At 35.0% G+C, this 24,818-nt stretch carries 21 protein-coding genes, 2 tRNA genes and 2 other annotated features; of the genes, 5 read left to right on the plus strand and 18 right to left on the minus strand.

From position 1 onward, the window contains the following. Nucleotides 1-24: 24 nt before the first annotated feature. The 6 genes from AC4BC4_RS11680 to AC4BC4_RS11705 form a co-directional block, all read right to left on the minus strand. Nucleotides 25-1,563, minus strand: coding sequence for an ABC-F family ATP-binding cassette domain-containing protein (locus tag AC4BC4_RS11680; protein ID WP_490475803.1), 1,539 nt, complete (start codon nt 1,561-1,563; stop codon nt 25-27). A 605-nt stretch (nt 1,564-2,168) separates the two neighbouring features. Continuing rightward, nucleotides 2,169-3,365, minus strand: a complete 1,197-nt coding sequence (locus tag AC4BC4_RS11685) for an amidohydrolase (protein WP_490475804.1) — start codon at nt 3,363-3,365, stop codon at nt 2,169-2,171. Between the two features lie 15 nt (nt 3,366-3,380). Continuing rightward, nucleotides 3,381-4,214: a MetQ/NlpA family ABC transporter substrate-binding protein gene (locus tag AC4BC4_RS11690; protein WP_490475805.1), complete on the minus strand. Its 834-nt coding sequence runs from the start codon at nt 4,212-4,214 to the stop codon at nt 3,381-3,383. A 22-nt stretch (nt 4,215-4,236) separates the two neighbouring features. After that, nucleotides 4,237-4,917 (minus strand): methionine ABC transporter permease, encoded by a 681-nt coding sequence (locus AC4BC4_RS11695; protein ID WP_490475806.1) that lies wholly within the window; start codon nt 4,915-4,917, stop codon nt 4,237-4,239. Between the two features lie 27 nt (nt 4,918-4,944). Further along, complete coding sequence (locus AC4BC4_RS11700) at nt 4,945-6,015, minus strand: methionine ABC transporter ATP-binding protein (protein WP_490475807.1); 1,071 nt, start codon at nt 6,013-6,015, stop codon at nt 4,945-4,947. Further along, entirely contained in the window at nt 6,012-6,860 is an 849-nt protein-coding gene (locus tag AC4BC4_RS11705; RefSeq protein ID WP_490475808.1) for a MetQ/NlpA family ABC transporter substrate-binding protein, read from the minus strand. The genes AC4BC4_RS11700 and AC4BC4_RS11705 overlap by 4 nt, the downstream gene beginning before the upstream one ends. 67 nt (nt 6,861-6,927) lie before the next feature. Continuing rightward, nucleotides 6,928-7,179 (minus strand) — a binding site (T-box leader). Between the two features lie 97 nt (nt 7,180-7,276). Further along, nucleotides 7,277-7,511, minus strand: a binding site (T-box leader). A 192-nt stretch (nt 7,512-7,703) separates the two neighbouring features. Between AC4BC4_RS11705 and AC4BC4_RS11710 the strand changes: the two genes are divergently transcribed. The 3 genes from AC4BC4_RS11710 (at nt 7,704) to AC4BC4_RS11720 (ending at nt 8,799) form a co-directional block, all read left to right on the plus strand. Beyond that, nucleotides 7,704-7,776, plus strand: a tRNA-Thr gene (locus AC4BC4_RS11710). A 129-nt stretch (nt 7,777-7,905) separates the two neighbouring features. Further along, the gene (locus AC4BC4_RS11715; protein WP_490475809.1) at nt 7,906-8,229 is read left to right on the plus strand and encodes a YrdB family protein; all 324 of its coding nucleotides are present in this window, start codon (nt 7,906-7,908) and stop codon (nt 8,227-8,229) included. 75 nt (nt 8,230-8,304) lie between these two features. Next, nucleotides 8,305-8,799 carry a GNAT family N-acetyltransferase gene (locus AC4BC4_RS11720; protein WP_490475810.1) on the plus strand — a complete coding sequence of 165 codons (495 nt, stop codon included), beginning with the start codon at nt 8,305-8,307 and terminating at the stop codon, nt 8,797-8,799. A gap of 65 nt (nt 8,800-8,864) precedes the next feature. Here the strand turns inward: AC4BC4_RS11720 and rpoN are convergent, their stop codons facing one another. After that, nucleotides 8,865-10,190, minus strand: coding sequence for an RNA polymerase factor sigma-54 (gene rpoN / locus AC4BC4_RS11725; RefSeq protein WP_490475811.1), 1,326 nt, complete (start codon nt 10,188-10,190; stop codon nt 8,865-8,867). 59 nt (nt 10,191-10,249) lie between these two features. Here rpoN and AC4BC4_RS11730 point away from each other — a divergent pair. Further along, nucleotides 10,250-10,321, plus strand: a tRNA-Arg gene (locus AC4BC4_RS11730). Nucleotides 10,322-11,066: 745 nt separating this feature from the next. On the opposite strand, the gene AC4BC4_RS11735 is transcribed toward AC4BC4_RS11730, so the two are convergent. From AC4BC4_RS11735 to AC4BC4_RS11755, 5 genes are all read right to left on the minus strand, one after another. Further along, a complete protein-coding gene (locus tag AC4BC4_RS11735; RefSeq protein WP_438756974.1) occupies nt 11,067-12,044 on the minus strand; it encodes a tetratricopeptide repeat protein in 978 nt (325 codons plus the stop codon). Nucleotides 12,045-12,146: 102 nt separating this feature from the next. Next, nucleotides 12,147-12,437, minus strand: a complete 291-nt coding sequence (locus AC4BC4_RS11740; protein ID WP_490475812.1) for a hypothetical protein — start codon at nt 12,435-12,437, stop codon at nt 12,147-12,149. A gap of 178 nt (nt 12,438-12,615) precedes the next feature. Then, complete coding sequence (locus AC4BC4_RS11745) at nt 12,616-13,290, minus strand: ABC transporter ATP-binding protein (protein ID WP_490475813.1); 675 nt, start codon at nt 13,288-13,290, stop codon at nt 12,616-12,618. A 4-nt stretch (nt 13,291-13,294) separates the two neighbouring features. After that, nucleotides 13,295-14,386: an ABC transporter permease gene (locus AC4BC4_RS11750; protein ID WP_490475814.1), complete on the minus strand. Its 1,092-nt coding sequence runs from the start codon at nt 14,384-14,386 to the stop codon at nt 13,295-13,297. 141 nt (nt 14,387-14,527) lie between these two features. Then, nucleotides 14,528-15,109, minus strand: a complete 582-nt coding sequence (locus tag AC4BC4_RS11755) for a TetR/AcrR family transcriptional regulator (protein ID WP_490475815.1) — start codon at nt 15,107-15,109, stop codon at nt 14,528-14,530. Nucleotides 15,110-15,449: 340 nt separating this feature from the next. On the opposite strand from AC4BC4_RS11755, the gene AC4BC4_RS11760 reads away from it, so the two are divergent. After that, nucleotides 15,450-16,340, plus strand: a complete 891-nt coding sequence (locus AC4BC4_RS11760; RefSeq protein ID WP_490475816.1) for a C40 family peptidase — start codon at nt 15,450-15,452, stop codon at nt 16,338-16,340. Nucleotides 16,341-16,827: 487 nt separating this feature from the next. Here the strand turns inward: AC4BC4_RS11760 and glmS are convergent, their stop codons facing one another. The 6 genes from glmS to glmM all read right to left on the minus strand — a co-directional run bounded on the left by glmS (nt 16,828) and on the right by glmM (nt 24,816). Then, a complete protein-coding gene (gene glmS, locus AC4BC4_RS11765) occupies nt 16,828-18,639 on the minus strand; it encodes a glutamine--fructose-6-phosphate transaminase (isomerizing) (protein ID WP_490475817.1) in 1,812 nt (603 codons plus the stop codon). 509 nt (nt 18,640-19,148) lie between these two features. After that, nucleotides 19,149-19,982 carry an energy-coupling factor transporter transmembrane component T family protein gene (locus tag AC4BC4_RS11770; protein WP_490475818.1) on the minus strand — a complete coding sequence of 278 codons (834 nt, stop codon included), beginning with the start codon at nt 19,980-19,982 and terminating at the stop codon, nt 19,149-19,151. Further along, nucleotides 19,979-21,688 (minus strand): ABC transporter ATP-binding protein, encoded by a 1,710-nt coding sequence (locus AC4BC4_RS11775; protein ID WP_490475819.1) that lies wholly within the window; start codon nt 21,686-21,688, stop codon nt 19,979-19,981. Before AC4BC4_RS11775 ends, AC4BC4_RS11770 begins: the two co-directional genes overlap by 4 nt. A gap of 124 nt (nt 21,689-21,812) precedes the next feature. Continuing rightward, nucleotides 21,813-22,364 (minus strand): ECF-type riboflavin transporter substrate-binding protein, encoded by a 552-nt coding sequence (locus AC4BC4_RS11780; RefSeq protein WP_438756983.1) that lies wholly within the window; start codon nt 22,362-22,364, stop codon nt 21,813-21,815. 11 nt (nt 22,365-22,375) lie between these two features. Continuing rightward, nucleotides 22,376-23,233 carry an SAM hydrolase/SAM-dependent halogenase family protein gene (locus AC4BC4_RS11785; protein WP_490475820.1) on the minus strand — a complete coding sequence of 286 codons (858 nt, stop codon included), beginning with the start codon at nt 23,231-23,233 and terminating at the stop codon, nt 22,376-22,378. Between the two features lie 227 nt (nt 23,234-23,460). Then, nucleotides 23,461-24,816 (minus strand): phosphoglucosamine mutase, encoded by a 1,356-nt coding sequence (gene glmM, locus AC4BC4_RS11790; protein WP_490475821.1) that lies wholly within the window; start codon nt 24,814-24,816, stop codon nt 23,461-23,463. Nucleotides 24,817-24,818 lie beyond the last annotated feature (2 nt).

Raw genomic sequence — 24,818 nt, forward strand, 5'->3', positions numbered from 1 at the left:
GTTTAAAATGTTAGAAGCAATTTTTTATTGGATCATTTCTTCAATATTGATCACACGATCTGTGATATCAAGATAAAACTCTTCTTCATGAGAAACAATGACGATCGTTCCTTGAAATTGCTGAATCGCTTGACGTAAGCTTTCTTTTGCTGCTGCATCGATATGATTCGTTGGTTCATCTAAGAATATAATATTGCTAGAATCCATCGTCAACTCGCTTAGTTTTACCTTCGTCTGCTCTCCTCCACTTAATAGTCGTAGCTGTTGATTCACTAATTTATCAGGCAATCCACATTTGGCTAAATACGTGCGAATTTCTTTTACTGTTTTTTTCGGAAAGCAATCACTTAAATAGGCTAACGGAGTCAAATAATCATTTTCCCACGTCAAATCTTGTGAGAAATAAGCAATTTTTGTATTTGCTGGATACTGATATTCACCGCTAATTGGCTCAATTTTCCCCGTTAAAGTTTTGATCAATGTCGATTTTCCGATTCCATTAAAGCCCTTGATCGCCACTTTTTCTCCACTGTGAACAGATAGATCGATCGGTGCTAATAATGGGTCTGAGTAGCCGATCACTAATTCATCCGTAATCAATGCCAAACTCGCGACGATTGGTTGATAAGGAAATTGAATTTGTGGTTTTATTAAACTACCTGGCGGCGCCATGCGTTCTACCCGGTCTAATTGCTTTTGACGACTTTTCGCCATGGTCGCACGATTTCCTGCTTTGTATTTACGGATATACGCTTCCGCTTTTTCAATTTTGGCTTGTTGGGCATGGTATTGCTTTAAGTAGCTTTCTTTGTTTTGTTCTTTTTGAGCAAACGATTTTTCCACATTCCCCGTGTATTTTGTTAATTTGCCAAATTCAATATCACAAATACAATTCGTTACAGCATTTAAAAAGTGATAATCATGAGAAACTAAAATAAAGGTTCCAGCAAAATCATTTAAATAATTGATCAGCCACTGAATATGCGTGTCATCTAAATAATTGGTTGGTTCATCCAATAGTAAAACATCCGGTTCTTCTAAAAGAAGCTTTGCTAAAATAACTTTAGATCGTTGTCCACCACTCAATTCGTTCATTGGACGATCTAATCCAATCGCTTCAATTCCCAAACCATTAGCAAGATCATTGATGATTGTATCGATTTGATAAAAATCACTTTCATCGAGTTGTGTTTGTAAATTTCCTGCTCGTTCTAATAATTTGTCTGCACCACTTTCGCCATATTCTGCATATAACTCATTAATTTTATCTTCGATTTCGTATAATGGTTTGTATGCTTGGTGTAAAAATTCATTGATCGTACTATTTCCAATAAGTTCTACATATTGATCTAAATAACCGATCTTAGTATTATTTTGCCACGTAATCGTTCCATCATCTGCCAAGATTTCACCTGTCAAAATCTTAACTAAGGTTGATTTTCCCACTCCATTTTGTCCAGTTAATCCCATGTGATCTCCTTTATTGACACGAAGAGATGCATCTTCATAAAGAATTTTTTCGCCGAAGCGTTGGGTTAAGTGTTCGATTGTTAATAGACTCATATTTTTTCCTCTTTTCCATTTCCACAAAGATTTTTTTGCTCTTTTTGCTGTTCTTTTATTGTAAATTTTAGTAAGTTTCTGTTTTATCTATTCAACATTTAAACGTTGTTCAAACAATGCTTTCGTACGTTTAGTTAAAAGGTCATTTGCTTATCAAACAAAAAAACAAGGAATCAAATAGGCTCCACCTATCTCATCCCTTGTCGTTAATAACAAAGGACAACGCACGAAACACGTTGTCCTTCAATCAGCTCTATAAAAATCAAGGTCATCGTCAAAAGCAACACTAAATAAGACTACCGCTTAGTCTCAAAAATTCAGTATTTGTTTAGACGATGAAGCGTTCATTTTATTAGGCTCCACAACAATGCTTCATCACATTCATTTGTTGGGAGCTGCTTCTTTTTACAAATTTATCTGAAAGAAAAAACATTCTTAATCACCTTTCTTTACAAAAATAGTTTAACATAATTGTTTTGAAAAGCAAGAATATTGCTAAACTCTCTATCCTCTTTGTACAATTTAAGGAGTTTTTTAGCGAGTGCAATAAAAAAGTATAATTATTCAAGTTTATACTACTTCAATAATTATACTTTTACATGTTGCTATCCGATTGAATTCAAATACGTTAATGCATAGCGCACATGAAACTCTGTCGCCAACGCCAATCCTGCTTCATCAATATCAAACTTTTCATGATGATGGCCATAGTGTGTCTCCGGATCATCTAAATTTCGAGTTCCTACTCGACCATAAACGCCAGGTGCTTTTAGTAAAAAATCAGCAAAATCATCCGCGCCTAAGCTCTTTGTATGATCCGTTACGACATTTTGACTTCCAACAATTTCAGCTGCTACGTTTTGTGCCAATTCAGTTGCCGTATCATCATTTATCAAAGGGCCTGCCGCATCATGAATATGGAAAACCGAAATGTTTGTTCGATGGGCTTCAGCAATTTGATTGGCTATCTCTTGCACACGTTTTAAAACGAATGCCCGCGTTTCATGACTGAACGCTCTAACAGTTCCTTCAATTCTTGCATGATTGGCGACAATATTATATCTGGTTCCAGCATCAAGTACACCGATTCCAACAACAACAGGATCCAATGGACTAACTTCTCTTGCTGCTATTTTCTGTAATTCCACAACGATACTTGCCGCAGCTAATACAGCATCCCGCCCAACATTTGGTTGCGCCACATGACTGCTTAATCCTTCCACTTCGATTTTAAAAATATCACAAGAAGCATTAGTGGCTCCTTTAGTTGCAACTAATTTCCCTACAGGAACACTTGAATCTAAATGAATCCCGAATACTTGATCGATATTTTCTACAAAACCACCCTCGACAAACTGACAAGCGCCAGCACCGATTTCTTCTGCTGGCTGAAACGCTAGTTTGATCGTTCCAGCAAAATCATCCTGATGGTTTTTCAACACTTTTGCGGCACCCAACAAAGCTGCCGCGTGACCATCATGACCGCATGCGTGATTTAATCCGGGATTTTTAGATTGGTACTCTTTTCCGGTTGCATCTTCTAATTCCAACGCATCGATATCTGCCCTTAAAATGATTGTTTTACCAGGCTTTTTTCCTACAATAGTGCCCAGTACTCCTGTTTCTCCTACTTCTTCAAATAGAATATCTAGCTTGTTCAGTTCCTCTTTGATTCGTTTAATTGTTTCAAATTCTTTTAAACTTGCTTCAGGATATTGATGGAAATGACGTCTAAGAGCAATCACTTCGTCTGCATTTTGCTGAATTTCTTCTTGAATCGTTTGTTTTGTCAGTGTAGTCATATGATCATCCTCCTCTTATTTTCTGCCAAATGTTTCCCAAGCTGGAATACTTGACCCTTTTGTTGTTTCTTCAATGACTTTTTTTGTCGCTTCTTGTTGATAGGTGTCGACTACTTTGTTATACGTTTTATTGTCTTCATCCTCTTTACGGGCAACAATGATATTGACATAAGGTTTAGAGGTCTCATCCACAGGTTCTAAGAAAATCGCATCTTTTGTCGGGATTAAGCCAGCATCTATAGCCATTACGCTATTGATCACAGAGGCATCGATATCTTGAAGTGCTCTAGCCGTTTGTGATGCATCTAATTCCGTTATCTTTAAATCTAATTTGTTTTCTGTAATATCACTTACGGTTGGTATTTGCTTTTTCACAGGATCTACTTTGATCAGCCCAGCACTTTGTAATAACAATAATGCGCGCCCGCCATTCGTCGTATCATTTGGAATCGCGATTTCAGCACCATTTTTAAGTTCTTTTACATCTTTGATTTTGGAAGAATAAATCCCTAATGGCGCACTGACCGTATTACCGATCGAAACAAGATCCGTTTTGTGTTCTGCATTGTAGTTATCTAAGAAAATTTGATGCTGGAATGAATTTAAATCTATTTCTTTTTCTGCTAATGCAGCATTTGGTTGTGTAAAATCAGAAAACTCAACAAGCTGCAGGTCTATTCCGTCATCTTTCAAACGTTCCTTTACTGATTCTAGTACTTCATTATTCGCACCAACAACACCTATTTTTACAGTTTCATTCTTTTCACTTTTAGCATTTCCAGCAGAACAGCCTGCTAATACAAATCCAATGGTTAACGCTAATCCGATAATTTTAATTGTCTTTTTCATTTAAAATTCCTCTTTTCATTTTTTAATGGGATGTTTTCTTGATCAATGTATTACTTATAAATTGACTGGCAAATACTAAAACTAAGATAATCAATGTCGCAACAACTGTCACATCCGTTTGGAACCGATTATAGCCTCTGGTGATCGCTAAGTTTCCTAACCCACCAGCGCCGATTGCACCAGCCATAGCGGTTAAACCGATCAAGTTGATGATCGTAACAGATGAGACTCGAATAATACTTGGTAGGCCTTCAATTAAGTACACTCTAAAAATAATTCCTAAAGGACTTGTTCCCATTGATTCTGCGGCTTCAATCACACCTGAATCAACTTCTAATAAGGCGTTTTCGATTTGACGAGCAAAAAATGGAATCACCCCTATCACTAGTGGCACTAAAGCAGCCGTGGTTCCAATCGTTGTTCCTGTTAAAAAACGAGTGATTGGCTGAATCAATGCCAACATGATGATAAAAGGAATGGATCTACAAATATTGATGATTTTTTCTAAAATACTATAGAGAACATTATTTTTTAAAATCCCATTAGGACTGGTTGCTACTAGAACAACGCCAAGTAATGTTCCTAAAATTCCAGCAATAATTGCTGTCCAAAAGACCATATATAAGGTCTCAATCGTGCTATCAACAAATTCTTGTTTTAGTAATAAGACATTTGGAAAATATTGTTGTAAAAAATGCTGCATAATGATCACTCCTTCTTTTGTTTCCGTTTATATAACATGTAATGGTTGGATATTTTCTTCTGGTTCATTCTTTTTCAGCACTTTGATTTTTACACCTTGTTTTTGTAAAAAGTCTAATGCTTTTTCTCGTTGATGTTCTTCTCCAGAAAGAATTACGATCAAATTGCCAATTGGAACCTGTTGCAAGATTTCCACATTTCCATATAAAATATTCGTAACTACATGGTATTTGCTATAAAGCTGAGCAATCAGCGGTTCACTTGTCTGCTCCCCTACATAAGAAAATTCTACCAATACTTCATTTCCACTCAGATTCGTCAAACTTGGATGCTGAATAATAGTTTCCAGCGCTTGATCGATATGTGTTGCTGTTCTTATAAAGTCCTTCGTCAAGGTTTCTTTTGGTTGACTGAAAATCGAGACAATATCATTTTGTTCGATCACTTGTCCATCTTCCATCACAGCGACTTTGTTGCAAATTTCTTTCACAACTTGCATTTCATGGGTAATCAAAACAATCGTCAAACCTAATTCTTTATTTAACTTCTTCAATAAGTCTAAAATCTGAATCGTTGTTTTAGGATCTAATGCGCTTGTTGCTTCATCACATAACAATATCTCTGGATCATTCGCCAACGCTCTAGCAATAGCTACTCGTTGTTTTTGTCCGCCAGATAATTGACTCGGATAAGCCTCTTTTTTATCTGAAAGACCTACCAGTTCAAGCAATCGTTCAATTTTTTCTTTTCGTTGTTCTTTTGAAAGATTAGAATATTTTAGAGAAAAATCAACATTAGCAAAAATCGTGCGTTCTTTCATCAAATTAAAATGTTGGAAAATCATCCCGATATTTTTACGCTGTGCTCGCAGTTGCTTCGGTGAAAAACTAAGAATATTTTTGCCATTGATAATGACTTCTCCTGCTGTTGGTCGTTGTAGTAAGTTGATCACGCGAACTAAAGTACTTTTCCCGGCTCCTGAATAACCAACAATGCCAAATACATCTTCTTTTTTGATCGTTAGAGAGACGTTTTTCACTGCATCGATTTGTTGTTTTTTCTGATAAAAGGTGACATCTATATTTTTTAATTCGATCATTTTTGTTCCTCCTGTAATTCTTTTGGTATAAACCAGTAATCTCCTTGGTTATGTTCTTTCAAATATTTTTTGAATTCATTTGAATGATAAGCTTTCACTACAGCTTGTGCCCACTCACTCTGTTGATTTTTTTGATCGACCGTTGCGACTAATTCATATTCTTTTGACACATCTTCTGAAAATAAACTGTCATTTGGATCAAGCTTCGCACTGTAAACAATACTTCCAGGGATTACTGCATAATCTAAATCCTGCAAACTTCTAGGAATTTGCGCCGATGACATTTGGATAAGCTCTAGATTCTTAGGATTACTAACAACATCTTCTTTTGTTGCTTTAACTGGATCAATTCTTGTTTTTAATTTGATCCAGCCAGCTTTTTGTAAAAGATTGAAGGCTCGTGCGGTATTTGAAGCGTCATCAGGAATTCCTATTTTATTGCCTTCTACTACTTCATCTAATGTATTTCTTTTTCCTGGAAACAGTCCTGCTGGAACAGTCGGAATCGCTGTAATTCCAACTAAATGAGTTCCTTTATTCTCATTGAAATTAGTTAGATATGCGGTGTGTTGGTCGACATTTAAATCAATTGCGCCTTCTGTCAACGCTACATCTGCTTGGATCAATTCTGTAAATTCAGTTTGTTCTATTCGATAGCCATCCTTTTCTAAGATGGGTTTGACTGCTTCTAAAAATAATTCGCTATATGGCCCAGGTGAAGTCCCGACTCGAATAATTTTCACTTCTTTTTCTTTGTTTGCTGCAGAATTTTCACTCTTAGCGCATGCTGCAATCACAACGAACCCTAGCAAGATAAATGCTATATTCAAAAACTTTTTCTTCATGTATCATTCCTCCATCATTGTTATTTATAAAAAGAAAAAAGCGTCCTCAAATGTATAAGTTTATACATTTGAGGACGCTTTTGCGTGCTACCACCTCTACTTGATATCCACTCACATGGATATCCTCGTCAAGTACGTCGATCAATAATCGATTATACTCTAGCATAGTAACGGGTGCATCCGTCGCTGTCTTATGAATTACTCACTCGAAGCGCTGCTCAATGGCCATTTTCCAGATTTCGTTTATCGCTTGTTTTCAGCTACCCAAGCTCTCTGTTAGATATCGTTTCATCTGTACTTTCCATCTCATTGCTTTGTTTATTTAGTTGTTTGAAGAATCACTATGTTCTTCGCTCTTTTGTATTGTTGTACTAGTTGTAATGAACATAAAAATAGCCCTTCACCAGCTTATGCTAGTAAAGGGCGAATAATCGCGGTACCACCTTTTTTTTAAAGTAATGATTATTACTTTTCTTAGACCAAGTCTTATAACTTGTCGCTTTGATAACGGGTGCTTTCCCGAAGCTGCTTACCTATCAACAGCTTATCCTCATGAGACCATCTTCAACTCTTATATGCTTATCTCTTTTCACCAACCGAGACTCTCTACTAAAGCACGTCCAAATTTACTCTTCTCTTCAACGGACTGTTATTCTTTTGTTGTTACGTTGTATTCTACTGGAAAATAAATACTATGTCAAACACTTTTTATTATAAAAATGAAAAAGACTAAAAAAGGTTTATTAAGTATGTCTCAAATCAAATTCGCTATTCTCTCCAGACTGAAAAAACGTTGACAAATATTTGGAACTAAGGTAATCTGATATCTGTATTGTGATTATTGCCGCCTTAGCTCAGCTGGTAGAGCACCACCATGGTAAGGTGGGGGTCGACGGTTCGAATCCGTCAGGTGGCTTATCAAAACATGCTGTATCCTTAGAGAATAGAAGGATACAGTTTTTTTATCGTTTTATTGACCTACAACCTAACACAACTGTTATCATTAAACAAAACAAAAAATCGCCAGAGAAAATAGGTGTCTAAAATGATCAAAGCACTCAACAATAGCATCCGATTCCTGCTTGAATTAATTTCGATTGGTTTAATCATCACCATCGCTCTTAAAGTAGATCCTCTTATTTTAAAAATTATATTTAGTTTCGGTTTTCCAATTTGTACCATTCTTTTTTGGAGCAACTATATGGCTCCTTTAGCACCAAAACGTTTCAATAACATGCAACGAATAATAACTGAAATTATTTTGTTCGGAGGCATTGGCTTTTTGACCTACTTCATCGGAGATCAAAAAATTGCCTTGATTTATTTGATAATGATAACATTCAATACAATTTTTGATCATATACTTTAACTATATGAATATATTCTATTTTTATCTAAAAACAATTATACTAAAAGAAACTATATTCCTTAAGAGGTGAAAATAATGTCTACTAATAAAAATATAATGCTCAAATTCTATCAGGAGCCTGATCAAGAACTCTATTCAATCCTGACCAAAGATATTCGTGTCATGCGTTATATCACTGAAAGGGCAGAATCTCAAAGAGAAGCTGCTGAAAATTTCAACAAAATTTTAGCATATAATGCGACTTATCATGATCAAACTGGTTATTACAAAGTCTTCGATCAAAAAAATTATATTGGTTTTGCTAAATTATCCTGGGATCAAGATAAGAAAATTGAGATTGGCTATATGCTATTGCCAGAATACTGGGGGCAAGGCTATGCTAACCAAATTATTGCTACTTTGTTGGATATAATAAAGCATTCTGAAGCATTATCTCAGGCTAAAGTTTATGCTATTATCGATCCAAATAATGGTGCTTCAAAACATCTTTTAAAAAAATATCACTTTGTATCTGTTTGGCAAGGAATTGAAGATGGATTACCTTCTGAACATTTAGTTTTGCAGTCTTAGTCCTTGATCCTTTATTAAATAGAGGAGAAGAGACGCAACTATTGTTAGTTTTGTCTCTTCTCGTTCTATTCATCGTACCTCTTTCGTTTAGAAGACGCTGGAATCCCTAATGCTTCTCGATACTTCGTAACCGTACGGCGGGAAATTTCGATTCCTTTTTCTTTTAACAAGTCTACAAGTTTCTGATCTGAAAGAGGTTTGGCTTTGTTTTCGTTATCAACTAAAACTTGCAATTGTTTTTTTATGCTGCTGGTTGACGTTTCTTCCCCTGTACTCTCATTTGATAAACCATGAGAAAAAAATGAGCGAAGTTCAAACACACCAAATTCTGTTTCTAGATATTTACCATTAACTGTCCGACTGACCGTTGATTCATGGATGTTCAAAGAGTCTGCAATTTCTTTAAGCGTCATTGGTTTTAGGGGGCGATCTTCTTTAAAAAAGAACTCTTGTTGACGTTGAACAATTTCTATCCCGACTCTTAAAATCGTATCACCCCGTTGAATGATCGTTTTTTTTAGCCATTCAAATTCATTTTTCTTTTCTTTAATATACTCTTGAACTTCTTTGTCATCTGTTGCTTGCATTCGGTCAAAATAAGCTTGTTGAAATTGAATTGTTGGCGTAGCCGTTTTATTAGAAAGAACTTTCAGTTGATTCTCTTTGATGCGTAAAGTTAAATCTGGACGGATATACAACCCAGAAGTTGATTCAAAAATACTTCCTGGAGCTGGTGTCAACATCTGAATATAATCAAAAATCGTTTGGATCTCTGACAATTCTACATCAAATTTTTTTGCAATCAATCCCCATTTTCGATTAGCCAAATGATCGAATTCTTCTTCAATAACAATATAAGCTAAATCAGGTGCAGTATCATCCCGTTCAATTTGCAGCAACAAACATTCACGCAAGTCTCTTGCACCAACACCTGCTGGATCTAATTGTTGGATCAACGTCAAAGCATCTAGCATTTCAATTGCTTTTGCACCTGTTTTTTCAGTAGCTTCATCTAAGTCGATCATCAAATAACCATTTAAATCAATATACTCAACTAAAAATAAAATCAGTGTTCGCAAATAAGTATCTCGATAGTTCAAATGAATCTGGTCAATCAAATATTCAAAAAGCGACATATGGTTGTCAGGAATTTGATTTAAATAATTAGTTTCTTCATTTGTATAGGTTCGACTGCCTGAATCGGGAAAATCTCCGTAATTTGTCTCTGTCTGAATGTCGATCAAAGGATTTTCCAACGATTTAGTTTTTATGTACGCAGAAAGTTCTTCTGTATTGTATTGTAAAATCTGTATTGATTGCTGTAATTGTTGGGTCATTGCAAGTTTTTGGACTTGTTTTTGTTGCTGCGATAGCTGTTGTTCAAATTTCATTATTTTTGTCCTTCCCCTTGTAATTTATTGAAATATCAGCTAAACTAGTATTCGTGCTTGCGCCCTTAGTGTAGTGGATATCACGTAAGATTCCGGTTCTTGAGACGGGGGTTCGATTCCCTCAGGGCGCGTTTTTTATTTTTTCACTATACGTTACATCGTGAGGATCACTAATAAATCCGTTCTAAAATTGATTATAACATATTTTTATAATGATTATTTAGTTGAATCTTTGAGATATAAATAGGTTAGCGACAAACTTGAACTTATTGAACTTTCTTGTTATTTCAAGAGAGTTTTTTTCTTGCAAAAATGGAACCTTATTTTATACGATTCCATTTTTAATACTCCAGCTATTATTTCTACATCATTAACTGACCGTACATCGGCCTTCGTCACGTCAGCAATGCAACTCATAGTTATTACTGAAATAGCTAAGAATACTATAATACGACTAGTAATTTATATATATTTATCATTTTTCTATCGATTCCATGGAAAAATTGATGGAAAAAAATTGTTTTTTTATGTTATTATTATCTTTTGAAAAATACTTTAGTTAGGTAGTGGATAACATTGAGCCATCGTCACACAAGGTTACTACTTGTTTCGCTTATTTTAGCTCTCACTGAATTTATTATCAGCCGTTATTTTAATCAATTTTCAATTATTGATTATCAGCTCTTATTTTTAGTTATTATTTGTGTTCAAGGTGCTCTTTTTCTTTACTTCCTACTCTCATTTGTACTGCAAGTCTTTATTAATCACAAGATGAGACAATAGATACCTACAAAAAGGCTAGAACATAACTCTACGAATTATGTCCTAGCCTTAAGGAATCCGAATAAACCCTTCTATCCCAATCTCTTTTTACCTCTATAAAATCATCGTTTCTAATTCTAAACGAATCTGGTTCTGGATCTTTTTTATTTTTTCAATTTCAGATTGCTCTTCGTCTACTTGATATTTTTGTGCAGTTGAATGGCTATAGGAACTAATATAGCTTATGGCCCACAACCTAGGATCTTTAATGATTTCATCTGCCAAAGGATAAAGTAACGCAAAATGCAAGCGAATTTCTTCCATGATATCAACCAATAAAATAGGGTCATCATTGATCAATTCTTTTTCTAAAAATAACAGTATTCTTTGGTATGCAGCACTATCTAACGGCGTTCCAATGCACGCTGGAATAACAGTATATTTTTTGTTATCTCTCCACAAAAATTGAACCTCTTCTTTTAAATGAAGACTTGCAAGTTCTTCAAGTATCCAAGAACGAACCAAATTATGTACATGGGCATCTAATAAAATCTTTTTCCCAATCACAATAAATTCATCATGAGGTAGTTGTCCCGCTTTTTTTACAATGGCTATCTGCTCATAGTAATTGTGTGTATTTAAATGATCTAATTCTTTTTGTAATTCTTTGATTTTACCAACTTCAAACTCCTGATACATTAATTCAACATGACGAATTTTCTTCTTCAAAGAAATCAATTTTCTCATTTCCCCGCTTTGTTCCTTCAAAATTCGTTCATTTATAAGACTATGTGCTTGAATAAACATATGATTTTGGATCAAAATTTGAATGTAAATCTCCATATAATCTAAATTAGCAAAATACTTTTCTTTCATTTCTGAAGCCAATGACAATGCCTGCTCATTCTCTCCTAATTCTAAATATATATTTACTAACACCAAATTCAATGGAAAATCTTGTTGAATTGCATAAGCTTGTTCATAATAGTCAACTGCTTCAATCAAATTATTCTTTTTTATGGCTTCTTGTCCCAGCTCAATAAACCGTTCATAGTTTTTTGGAAATGGAATTTGATTTGTCAGAAGAAACACCACCTTCCTAATGATTATTTCCCATGATATAGTATACTATCAAAAAGAAACAGTGTGTATCTTTTAAAAAGGGAAAACCTTTACTTAAAAATCAATTAACATTTAATATAAATTTCTAATAATGACAGCCGTTTCTGTTTGACCTTGTGCCTGCATCCGTTCTGCTTTTTCTGTCAATGAATAGCCTACATAGAAATCTTTTGTCAATTCATCTTGTACTTTAAATTCTATGACCTCTTCTACATGAAAGGCGTTTGGTTCAACTTCTTGAACACTGTCCCATCCAGTATCAATAAATACTTTTGTATTATCATTGATTACATTATTTGTTTCAAGTTCTTCTACAATTTTTTTCAATTGCGAAAATGTCATTACTTCCACTCTATTATCCATTCTACTGCCTCACTTTCTACTATTTTAACCTTTATTTTTCATACCAAATACATGTATATCCAACCTCTAATTTTTCTCCACTATTATCATAACCTAAAATTGATTTTTATAATACTCAAAATTCAAAAAGAAGATGAGACAAAACTAAAAATAGTTTTCTCTTATCTTCTTTATATTTTTAAGACTCTTTTGTCAATTCGCCATCTTCAATACGATAAACATTGTCACTCCACTCAATCATTCTAGGATCATGAGTGACCATGATTGTTGCTTTTTGTTTTTCATGCGCTTCTTTCGCTAAAATTTTTACAACTTCATACGCATGTTCTGTATCTAAACTAGCTGTTGGTTCATCCGCTAAAATCAAACTTGGTTCATTGAATAAAGCCCGAGCAATAGCAACTCGCTGACGTTCTCCACCAGATAAATCTCTTGGGAATTTGTCAATTAAATTGGCAATATCTAAAGAAGATAATAGCTCATTGATTCGTTTTTTCTCCGTTTTTTTCTTTTCAATTTTATCAACTAATCTGAACTGATTCTCCACAGTTAAAAATGGAATCAAGTTTGAGGATTGTAAAATAAACCCAATTTCTTCAAAACGTAATTTTGATCGTTTTTTTTCATTTAAATGTGTAAAGTCTTTTCCGTTGATCATAATAGTACCAGAGGTTGGCGTTTGTAGTCCACCTGCAATTGTTAAAAACGTACTCTTTCCAGAACCAGAAGGACCGATGATACTGACGAATTCCCCTGCTTTAACCTTTAAGTTGATCCCTTTTAGTGCCTCAACTTTTGCATGTCCTTTACCAAAGATTTTACGAATATCATCCATTAATAAAATATCAGTCATTTTATTACCCTCCTATCGCTTTCATGGGATCAACGTGTGTCACTGTTCGAATAGAGAATACGCCGCCCAATACTGCAACAATAATCAACACTATACTATAAATAAACAGATTTGTACTATCTAATTCAAACGGCATAGCTGACGGTAAAACAAGATTTGTCAGTAAGGTCAAGACCACACCAATCATGACGCCGATAACTCCTAAAATAAAGGTTTGGGCAATGATCGATTTGATAATATATCCGTTAGAAATCCCTTGCGCTTTCATTACGCCGAATAAACTTGTTTTTTGTAGCGTCATCACATAGATAAAAATCCCAATGATTGCTGCTGTGATGACAAACAAGAAGTAAATCATCGCATTTAAGGTAAGATTTTGTTCACTGTAGCCAGGCAATTTATCAATAAATGCGTCAATATCGTATTTAGCTAAATGACCATCTGTATCTTTTAGCTTGATGTTATTTGTTTTAGTAGAGCGTACAACGATGCCATTGATCGGTGCTTTTGAACCTTCAATGACTTTGCCAAACTTAAGCTCTTGCCATTGATCAAGTGAGGTATAAATCAATGGGACAATACTAAAGCTATTTTGTTTCGTGATACCCACAACTTTTAGCTCTTTATCTAGCTTACCGATTTTTACACGATCTCCGAGCTTGATTCCCTTATCTACTAAATTTTGTGGAATGATGATTTCTCCTATGTTTTTAAAATATCGTCCTTCAACTATTTTGGGTTTGATGGCACTATTTTCAGTCACACCAAAAAGAGAAATATTGATTTTGTCTGTATCTTTGTTTGCATTCGCTTTGTTTAATGCACCAGCATATTGTCCAAGCGGTTCTTTTTGCTGTGCTTCTACTTGTTTCAAGTCATCCATTGTCAAACTTGAAGCATTTAAACTTTTATTCGCATCTTCAGATAAAATAATGCTCGTAGCATCCCACTGATCAACACCTTGTCTTACCCCTTCAGCAAGTCCATTAGCCAAACCAGACAGCATAAAAGCCACGTAAGCAACCAATACAATGACACCTATTACTAATGTGTACCTAAGCTTAAAATACTTCATCTCTTCTAAACCTAAAAACATTGATTCCACCTCTTTTTTTATCAACTGATAAAAAAATACTTAAAAAATAAGACACTTTTTTATCGCTTGATAAAAATATTACCATGAAAAAAAGAATTAAACAATATTTTTTTATCAAATGATAAAAAACAATTTAATTCTTTACATTGATACACCATTCAAAACCATATCTATCAATTCAGCAATCTGTTCTGAACGCTCTTTTTCTGTTGAAAGTTGGTGAACTGTTGAAAATAGTAACGACAAACTCATAAGATAAAATTGAGCTGCTTTTTTCGATGACACTTTACTGTTTAAGGTTGTTTGAGTTGACTCAAAAATAGCTTGCAATGGTTTTAAATAATAATCATTCAGTATATAGAACAACTGTTGTTTGTTTTCTTGTTCCATTTCGGCTGCGCTTTGGTGGATAAAAGAAAAAATATCTCTATGGTAAACATTTAACAATGCATTCGTACATTTGATCAATTGATTGTCCAGAGAATCAGACTGAAGTTTTATTTGTTCTATCTCATATTTAAGTTGGCTGCCAATTTGTTTATTGATTTCAATAAACAAAACTTCTTTATTAGAAAAGTGATAGTACAAAGCTGGCTGTGTAATATTTACAGCTTTGGCAATGTCACGAGTTGAAGTATTTTTATAACCATTTTTTAAAAAAAGCTCCTTAGCGATTTCTAAAATCGATTGATGCGTGATCTCAAAAACCTTTTCTTTTTTCATTGTCTTTCCTCCATTTTTCCTTGATTACATTCTGTTACTGTATGAACTATTTTAAATCAAAACCTGTAAAAAAGATAGCTATAAAAATTGAAGGTTCGTAATCTTAGATTTGAAAACAGGTGTTATCGAAATCTAATCCTGCTTAATATTACAATGAAGTCCTATTTTGAAATAAAAGAACCTTTTTTGTAAATCAAGAAACAAACATTTAACCCACCTTTTACAGACTTTTTGATCCCTCTATGTTTAAATAGTAGCTGGTCTTAAAATAGTGGAACTATATTTTAGACACTATTGACAATTTTAATCTAGAAAATTTAAATACTTAAGGAGCGTTTTTTTGAAAAAAAATATATTGATAACTAAATTATTCCTCAGTTGCCTAACACTTTCTGCCGGTTTATTGCTAAGTGATGACGTCTTTGCTACCTCTATAGAAACGGATGCACAAGAAAAAATCGTTACCGAATATTCACAAAAATTAGTTCAATTAAAAGAAGTGAAACAAAAATTTTCAGAACAAAAAAATGAAAAAAACAACCAACTATCTAGGATAGAAAAAAATATTGAAACCATTCAAAGTGACCTTGATCAGTTAGCGGAATTAAAATCGATCACTACTATTACTGAAACAGCAAAATCAGATATTGATCAAGCTGCAACACTTGTTTCTTCTTTGTCCCCACTAGCCATTCAAGAAAGTTCAATAAGCAAGAAAAAAGAGCAACTAACTGAATTAAAACAAACCCAAGTTTCATTAAAGCTAGACAGCCAATCCCTTTCAAAACAAGAGTTAGAAGCAACGAAACAAGAAAACCAGTTATCCGAGAAAATTGCACAACTAAATAAGGAAAAAGTGGAACAAACAGAACAAACAGATACACGTTCCGCTGTTATTGATGCTGCAAAAGCTCACTTAGGTAAACCATACGTCTATGGTGCTGCTGGACCAGACGCATTTGATTGCTCTGGTTTAGTTCAAGTCGCTTTTGCTAGTGCTGGACGCAATCTTGGTCGAACAACTGTTGACCAAGAAAGTGCCGGTACTACGATTTCTGTGGCAGAAGCTCAAGCGGGTGATTTAGTTTTTTGGGGTAGCCAAGGTGGAACGTATCATGTGGGGATTTCAACTGGCGACGGTTCATACATTCATGCACCTGTTCCTGGTGATGTTGTGCAAGTAGCCACTGTAGCTTCTTATACACCTGATTTTGCTGTAAGAGTTTTATAAACTATTAGTTCATTTTTTCAAAATGTCCATTGATTCACCAGCAAAGCTTCACGATTGTAGTAAACTATACTTTTCTATTGAAAGCTTTCTCATTTTTTTAAATGAACATCGAAATTGTTGAGAATTAAGAAAAATTATGGTATTTTATGGTTGTGTGTAATTTGATTTGTGTTTCCTCCGTCTCTCTGATGGGGGAAATATTTTTTTACTTATTTACTATGCTATCAATTACATTTTTTCTACTGCACATCATTATTTGTCTACAAAAATTTACTTACTTCATCTAGCTTCCTTATAAAATCCATTAGATTTTACTGAATTAAGCTTAGCAATAGTGACTAATTCACTCCATACTATCATTTTGATTTCGATATCTGCTATGAGAACAAAGCTAGAACAACCTTTTATCTGAAAAGTAAAACGGAATAAAAAGACACAGCCAAACGTACTCGCAAGAATACTGTCAGCTGTGTTCTTTGATTCCTTTTTATTCCACTGTAACACTTTTCGCTAAATTACGTGGTTTATCAACATCATAGCCTCTTTGTAATGTTGCAAAGTAAGCAATCAATTGTGTTGGAACAATACTTACTAGCGGTGTTAGTAAAGGATGCATATCGGGTATGATCAATTGATCTGTTTCTTTTGCAAGAGATGCCAACGCAATTACAAAATTATGAGCACCACGACTTTCAACTTCTTTTAGATTGCCACGAGTATGAGCTGCTGTAATGTTGTCTGTAATAATACCGAAAACCGGTGTTCCTTCTTCAATCAACGCAATCGTACCATGTTTTAACTCTCCTGCTGCGAACCCTTCTGCTTGAATGTAGGAAATTTCTTTTAATTTTAGCGAAGCTTCCATCGATACATAATAATCAACGCCTCGACCGATATAAAACGCATTTCTTGTATGTGACAAATAGTCTTCTACTAACTGGCTGATCAGCATTTTTTCATCGATGATTGTTTCCATGATTGCAGCAATCACACTTAGTTCATGTGCAATGTCAAAGGCTAACGATGATTGATTCCCTTTATTGTCACCTACGGCTTTAGCAAGGATTCCTAATACAGCAATCTGTGCAGTATATGCTTTTGTTGAGGCAACAGCGATTTCCGGTCCAGCATGGAGAAGTAATGTATGATCAGCTTCTCTAGATAAGGTAGAACCTGCTACATTCGTTAATGTCAATGACGGTAATCCTAGTTCATTCGTCTGAACCAATACTTGACGGCTATCAGCTGTTTCTCCACTTTGACTTAAATAAATAAAAAATGGTTTTTCTGATAATAACGGCATATTATAACCAAACTCACTTGAAAGATGGACTTCAACGGGGATGTTGGTCATTTTCTCAAGGATCGCTTTCCCTACCCACCCAGCATTATAGCTAGTACCGCAGGCGATGATATAAATACGATCACTATCCGTTATCTTTTCGACAATGTGTTTATCAACAATTGTAGTGCCCTGCGCATCGGTGTATTCTTGAATAATTCGACGCATAACAGTCGGCTGATCATCAATTTCCTTTAGCATATAATATGGATATGTGCCTTTTTCGATGTCACTCAAGTCGAGTTGGGCTTCATACGATTCACGATAAACAAGATTGCCTTTTCTATCTTCAATTTCAATTTTATCCGCTTTGACAATGACCATTTCACCATCAGCAATTTCGACAAAATGATTGGTTTCAGCAAGCATCGCCATCGCATCGCTACATATTACATTAAAATGATCGCCCAAACCAATTAATAATGGACTTTTATTTTTAGCCACATAGATGATATCTGGATTGTTTTTGTCAATCAACGCAAATGCATACGAACCCTCGATCACTGTCAGAGATTTTTTGAACGCTTCCTTTGTTGTCATACCCGTTTCAGCAAAATACTCAATCAAATGGACAACAATTTCAGTGTCCGTCTCACCTTCAAGCTGCTTATTTTGAAGAAATTCCTGTTTTATTTCTTCAAAATTTTCTATAACCCCATTGTGCACTAAAATAAATTGGTGATTGCTTGATGAATGGGGATGAGCATTTCTTTCACTTGGCTTTCCGTGCGTTGCCCAGCGTGTATGACCAATTCCAACTGTTCCTTGCACCTCTGGACTTATTTTACTCTTTAAATCAGCAATTCTTCCTATGGATTTGACTAAATAATCCTTCTTATCCTTCCCTGTTACAAAAATTCCAGCTGAGTCATATCCTCTATATTCTAATTTCTCCAATCCTTGAATCAGACTATCTGTTGCATTCTCTTTTCCAATAATTCCTACGATTCCACACATACTATTTTTCCTACTTTCGCGATTGTATTAGGTCATAACTCGATAAATAAAAATGGATCAATAAAAAATATTTCTAAAGCCTTTTCCTGTTATAAAGGCTTGTCCTTTATTAACCCAATATCTTATTCTCTCAAGTCTTCATCATAGGTTTCTATTCTGCATAGTTGGATTTTTGTTATAATTTCGCAATTATTTTTTCTCTTCAACTTGTAGAGTGCAGTCCCTAGAGCTATCCGCCGAATCTTTCGATAAGCTCTTTCCTCGTCACCTGACTAATCAGGCCTGGCGCTATTCCATATTGGTCTACCCAACTCTCCTTCTTTTTTTATCAATAGAAACTTTATTAATAATACAATAAACAAAATACAAATGTCAACATTTTCACAAAAAAATAAATTGGTATAGTTCAAATAAAATAAAAAAAGTGTGAAATAAAAGTAACGTTCACTTTTATTCCACACACTAATTTCAGAATCAGAAGCCATCTATCTTGATCTTATTTCAACTAGTTAATTAAATGGATTGTAAAATCTCCCACCGTTGACTTTAAATAGCAAGAAACTTAGGACGGTCAATAAAACGCCGAATCCGATCACAAGAAAATCAGAAGCATGAAACGGCTGTTGTGCGTACCATGTTCTTCTCTTTTTTTCACCAAATCGACGCAGTTCCATCGCTGTACTGATCGTCTCAATGCGATCTAAACTAGATAAAATTAAAGGGAAAACAATTTGAGCAGTTCCTTTCAATCGTTGTGTCAGTTTCCCTTTTTTAGACATTTCAAACCCACGTGCCTGTTGCGCAAGTGAGATATTGACAAAATCTTCTTGAATATCTGGAATATAGCGAATAGCCAAAGCTACCGCATAACTGATTTTATAACTAACACCTATTCGATTCAAGCTAGAAGCAAATTCACTTGGATTCGTCGTCAACAGAAAAATCAATACTAAAGGAATCGTACACAAGTATTTTAACACTAAATTAAATTCATAAAATAACTGCTCTTGTGTAAGGGTAAACCGACCCAAATCTTCAAAAATTACTGTTCTTGAGTGATAAAGTTCTACACCATACTCAGGTGCAAACAAATAAACCGCAATAATATTCAATAAAGAAAAGACAAAAATAAATTTTACCACAAATGAAATTTGATGCCACTTAATATTCGATAGTTTAAATAAAACGAATGAAAATAGCGTCATACCAATCAAAAAACGGGTATCATACGTTGTCATACAAGCCACAGACAATAGAATCAAAAAAATTAATTTAGCGGTCCCATTCAATTTATGAATCACTGTATGATCAGGAATATAACCTAACATTTGATGTTCATTCATTTCAAACGCACCTCCTGATCATATGTCATAAAGTTTTCTGTAAACAAAAATGGATCCTTCATTCCTAAATGTTGTGCAAATGTAAATAAACTTGTTTCTTTCAATGATGCGTGTTCCACTAACTTAGAATCAGTCAATACTTTCACTGGCGTTGTATCCGCGATAATTTTACCATCATGTAAAACAATTGCCCGATCCGTATATTCTAACATTAGATGCATATCATGCGTGATCATTGCAATCGTCACACCCATTTTATTTAATTTTTCTAAAAACGTCATCATTTCAGTATAATGTTTGAAATCCTGGCCTGCAGTTGGTTCATCTAAAATAATCATTTCCGGTTCCAGAACTAAAATCGATGCAATAGTAACTCTCTTCTTTTGACCAAAACTAAGTGCTGAGATTGGCCAATGACGAAATGAATGCAAGCCACAAATTTTTAAAACCTTTTCAACTCGCTCGTTGATTTCTGTTTCTGGAATTCCTTTTAATGTCAAACCTAGAGCTACTTCTTCAAAAATCATCTTCTTAGAAATCATTTGGTTCGGGTTTTGCATAACAAAACCAATCTTATCGGCACGTTCTTTGATTGAAAATTGAGTAAGATCTTGTCCTGCCCAACTCATTTCACCTGATTGAGGTGTAATAAACCCACAGATAGCTTTACTCAAAGTAGATTTACCCGCTCCATTTTTGCCAACAATACTCAACATTTCTCCACGATTGAATTCAATGGAAACATCGTTTAAAACATACTGATTATTTCGATTATATTGATACGTAATACTTTTTAGCTCCAATAAAGGTGATACTATTTTTTGCTTTGTCGCTTGGGATTGATTTTTCATCCATTTTTCCATTTGTTCTTTCAAATTAGGTGCTCGGACTTTTTCAATGTCAGATAAATGCTCAACTGTTTCTAAATCCACACCAGCATATTTCATCGCTGTTACATATAACGGTTCACGAATGCCTTGTTCGGTCAATGTATTCGTCTTAAGCAATTCATCCGCAGGTAAATCTGCGACTACTCGCCCTTCATTAAAAACAATCACACGATCAACTGAACGATATAAAACATCTTCTAAACGATGCTCAATAATCAAAATAGTTGTCCTCGTCTTTTGATGGATTTTTTCAATCAGATCAATGGTTTCTTTCCCGGCTTTTGGATCAAGATTAGCTAATGGTTCATCAAATAACAAGATTGGTGCTTCATCGATCAAAACACCTGCCATTGATACTCGCTGTTTTTGCCCACCAGATAAATCTTGTGGACGATGTTGTAAAAAGTCATTCAGTCCGACGATCTTCGTCCAATGATCCACTTCTTCTTTCATTGTTTTTTGCGGCACTTCATCGTTCTCTAAAGCAAACGCAACATCTTCTCCCACTGTTAATCCAATAAATTGACCATCTGTATCTTGTAAGACCGTTCCAACGTCAAAAGATAAATCAAACAGGCTAGTGTTTGTTAAATCTTTACCGCCAATCATTACATTCCCAGTTATTTTCCCTTCATAGCTATACGGAATCAACCCATTGATACATTGGGCAAACGTTGATTTACCGCTTCCGCTTGGGCCGACGATCAAGACTTTTTCTCCTTCATAAATCGTCAAATCAATAGTATGCAATGTTGGTTCAGCCTGACTATGATATTGAAAAGTAAAATTTTCGAAAGTTATCAGTGGTTTTTTCATCGATGACGCTCCCTTATTCTATGTAAAAAAGGACAAGAAAAGGCTATTAAATCAAGCTTGCTTTTTCTCGCCCTTAATTTTATTTCAGTAAGTATAGTTGTACTATTTTCATTTTACTACATAATCAATCTTTTGTTAAACTACCTTTTTTCGTACGCGTTCCAGCATAAGCTGCCATTAATAATGTACCAATGATTCCTACTGCGATAATATTCAACACCACAGCGATCACACCTTGTGTGTAAACTTTACTGGCTGGTTCGCTATAAATCAGTACGTCTAATGTGGGTGCAATCAGTCCCCAAACTACGGCATTTCCAATCACTTGATAAATATTAAAATAAATAATGTCTTTTTTATGGAATTCGCCATGTTGAAGATCAATCTTTCTACCCGCAAAACCATAGATTACTCCTATAATACCAGAACAAATGATCCAACTCCACCATGCACTGCCATAAGTTGTAAAATCTTTTAATGTATGACCAATCAAGCCGATCAAGCCACCAGCGACTGGACCAAAAATAACGGAAATCAATGCCAAAAACGGATAGGCTGTTTCTAAATTTGTATTAGGAAATCCTGTCGGAATCACAACAAAACGGCCTAAAATGACAAATACAGCTGATCCAATACCGATTGCTACAATTGTTTTAACTGAAAAATCTTTCTTCATATTCTCCACTCCTATTCAAAAATAATTTTTGGCGCTTTTCTTAATTGGATCGTCCAATCTGTTCCCGTACCGATATGATACAGTTTAGAAAATGAGTCCTGATTGACTGCGACACCGATATTTACCAAAGAATTGACGTATACTAAAGGTTCTCCAATATTTACATCTGCAAAAGATTTCGCAAATTTCATAATATTTTGATACACCTTTTTTCCTTGATGATAAATCGTTACTTGTAATTGATCATCATGAACAATTTTTTCTTCCTTCATAAAAGCTAATGGGATATTTGTCCATAATGAGCCAAAACGAATATCTAAAACATCAATACTGCCTTCTAAAATATGTTCACCATGTTTCGCTTCAATCAAGTGCAACCGTTCAATCGAATCATTCTGAACAATACTGCCAAGTTCCCCAAACGAAATCTCACCACTAGCCAAACGCGCCCCATTATAAGCATAGATATCTCTACCATGAAACGTGTGACTTTCCTCTGAATGAGGCAAGCGGCTTGTTACTTCATCAATCGAACGAATCTCTGCAATTCCTTGATAGTGGGAAATATGCGTCAATGATCCATTATCCGGCGTAATAATATAATGTCCAGAATTTGTTTTCGCTACGAGACTTCGCCTTGTACTACCTACACCTGGATCGACAACAGAAACAAAAACAGTTCCTTTAGGCCAGTACTTTACTGTTTGATACAGGCGATATGATGCCGCCCAAATATCATAAGGAGGAATTTCGTGGGTCAAGTCGCCAATGATGATCTCATCACTTACCATATGAGCGACACCATACATCGCACTCACTGCTCCATCGCCAAGCCCAAAATCTGTTTGTAAAACTAAATAATTTCCCATCTGATTATCCCTCTCTAACTATTTATATCTATCATATTTTGTGAAAAAATAGGTTGGATTCTGATTATTTTCCTATCAATTCTAAAACATCGTACCTTTTTCTGGTTATTCTGTCAATAACAGTATCGAACAATTCTCAATTTATAGAAATGATTATTCGTCTTTTTAAATAAATAGAAAAATAACCTGCAACATGTTCCCATGCAAACAGGTTATTCTAATTTTTTTTAGCCTATGCCAATCTCAGCTTTTACAACCTCTGCGATTGTATCTACATAGTAATCAACTTTTTCTTGTGTTGGTGCTTCAGCCATCACACGTAGTAATGGTTCGGTTCCAGATGGACGAACCAAGATACGACCGTCGCCATTCATTTCAGTTTCCATCAATTCGACGATTTCTTTGATAGCTGGAACATCCATTGCCCCGTGTTTGTCTGTTACTCGAATATTGACTAGCTTTTGTGGATAAACTGTTAGCTCTGAAGCCAATTCGGATAATTTTTTCCCAGTTTGTTTCATTACATTCAACAACTGGATACCAGATAACATTCCATCACCTGTTGTGTTGTAATCTAAGAAAATCATATGTCCTGATTGTTCTCCACCAAAATTATAATCATTTTTGCGCATTTCTTCAACAACATAACGATCGCCAACTTTTGTGATGACATCTTTCATTCCTGCCGCTTCTACCGCTTTACGGAAACCTAAATTACTCATAACTGTAGTAACGATTGTATCTTTTTTCAAACGGTTCTTTTCAGCAAGGTATTTTGCACAGATAAACATGATCTTATCGCCATCCACGATGTTCCCTAATTCATCTACTGCAATGATGCGATCTCCATCTCCATCGAAAGCAAGCCCTGCATCAGCACCTTTTTCAACGACCATCTCTGCTAATTTTTCAGGATGGGTAGATCCCACACCATCATTGATATTCAATCCATTCGGACTTGTACCCATCGTGTAAAAATCTGTTTCTAAATCAGCAAACAATCGATTTACAGAAGTTGCTGTAGCACCATTTGCAGCATCGATGCACACGGTTAGATCAGATAAATCACCTGGAATCGTTTGTACTAAGAATTGAGAATACTTTAATAAACCTTCTGGAAACTCATCAAGTGAACCTAAGCCCTCTGCTGAAGGACGTGGTAAATTGTCTTCTTCTGCATCCAGTAACGCTTCGATTTCAAGTTCTTGCTCATCTACTAACTTAAAACCGTCCGAACCGAAAAATTTAATTCCGTTATCTTCTGCCGGATTATGAGAAGCCGAGATCATGATACCAGCTGAAGCTTTTTGCAGCCTTGTTAAGTAAGCAACGCCTGGCGTTGAAATCACACCTAATTGAAATACTTCGATTCCAACAGATAAAAGACCTGAAATCAAAGCTTGCTCTAATAATTGACCTGAAATACGTGTGTCACGGCCGACTAAAACTCTTGGACGACGTGTGGAATCTTCATGTTGACTTAATACATATCCGCCGAAGCGACCTAATTTAAATGCTAATTCTGGTGTTAGTTCCTTATTGGCAATCCCTCTAACACCATCTGTTCCAAAATATTTACCCATGA

The sequence above is a fragment of the Enterococcus sp. AMC1086 genome (assembly GCF_058216575.1).

Excerpts from the sequence above, each read along its gene's own strand:
- AC4BC4_RS11680 (WP_490475803.1), bottom strand. The coding sequence starts at position 1,563 with ATGAGTCTATTAACAATCGAACACTTAACCCAACGCTTCGGCGAAAAA.
- AC4BC4_RS11685 (WP_490475804.1), bottom strand. The coding sequence starts at position 3,365 with ATGACTACACTGACAAAACAAACGATTCAAGAAGAAATTCAGCAAAAT.
- AC4BC4_RS11690 (WP_490475805.1), bottom strand. The coding sequence starts at position 4,214 with ATGAAAAAGACAATTAAAATTATCGGATTAGCGTTAACCATTGGATTT.
- AC4BC4_RS11695 (WP_490475806.1), bottom strand. The coding sequence starts at position 4,917 with ATGCAGCATTTTTTACAACAATATTTTCCAAATGTCTTATTACTAAAA.
- AC4BC4_RS11700 (WP_490475807.1), bottom strand. The coding sequence starts at position 6,015 with ATGATCGAATTAAAAAATATAGATGTCACCTTTTATCAGAAAAAACAA.
- AC4BC4_RS11705 (WP_490475808.1), bottom strand. The coding sequence starts at position 6,860 with ATGAAGAAAAAGTTTTTGAATATAGCATTTATCTTGCTAGGGTTCGTT.
- AC4BC4_RS11715 (WP_490475809.1), top strand. The coding sequence starts at position 7,906 with ATGATCAAAGCACTCAACAATAGCATCCGATTCCTGCTTGAATTAATT.
- AC4BC4_RS11720 (WP_490475810.1), top strand. The coding sequence starts at position 8,305 with ATGTCTACTAATAAAAATATAATGCTCAAATTCTATCAGGAGCCTGAT.
- rpoN (WP_490475811.1), bottom strand. The coding sequence starts at position 10,190 with ATGAAATTTGAACAACAGCTATCGCAGCAACAAAAACAAGTCCAAAAA.
- AC4BC4_RS11740 (WP_490475812.1), bottom strand. The coding sequence starts at position 12,437 with ATGGATAATAGAGTGGAAGTAATGACATTTTCGCAATTGAAAAAAATT.
- AC4BC4_RS11745 (WP_490475813.1), bottom strand. The coding sequence starts at position 13,290 with ATGACTGATATTTTATTAATGGATGATATTCGTAAAATCTTTGGTAAA.
- AC4BC4_RS11750 (WP_490475814.1), bottom strand. The coding sequence starts at position 14,386 with ATGTTTTTAGGTTTAGAAGAGATGAAGTATTTTAAGCTTAGGTACACA.
- AC4BC4_RS11755 (WP_490475815.1), bottom strand. The coding sequence starts at position 15,109 with ATGAAAAAAGAAAAGGTTTTTGAGATCACGCATCAATCGATTTTAGAA.
- glmS (WP_490475817.1), bottom strand. The coding sequence starts at position 18,639 with ATGTGTGGAATCGTAGGAATTATTGGAAAAGAGAATGCAACAGATAGT.
- AC4BC4_RS11770 (WP_490475818.1), bottom strand. The coding sequence starts at position 19,982 with ATGAATGAACATCAAATGTTAGGTTATATTCCTGATCATACAGTGATT.
- AC4BC4_RS11775 (WP_490475819.1), bottom strand. The coding sequence starts at position 21,688 with ATGAAAAAACCACTGATAACTTTCGAAAATTTTACTTTTCAATATCAT.
- AC4BC4_RS11780 (WP_438756983.1), bottom strand. The coding sequence starts at position 22,364 with ATGAAGAAAGATTTTTCAGTTAAAACAATTGTAGCAATCGGTATTGGA.
- AC4BC4_RS11785 (WP_490475820.1), bottom strand. The coding sequence starts at position 23,233 with ATGGGAAATTATTTAGTTTTACAAACAGATTTTGGGCTTGGCGATGGA.
- glmM (WP_490475821.1), bottom strand. The coding sequence starts at position 24,816 with ATGGGTAAATATTTTGGAACAGATGGTGTTAGAGGGATTGCCAATAAG.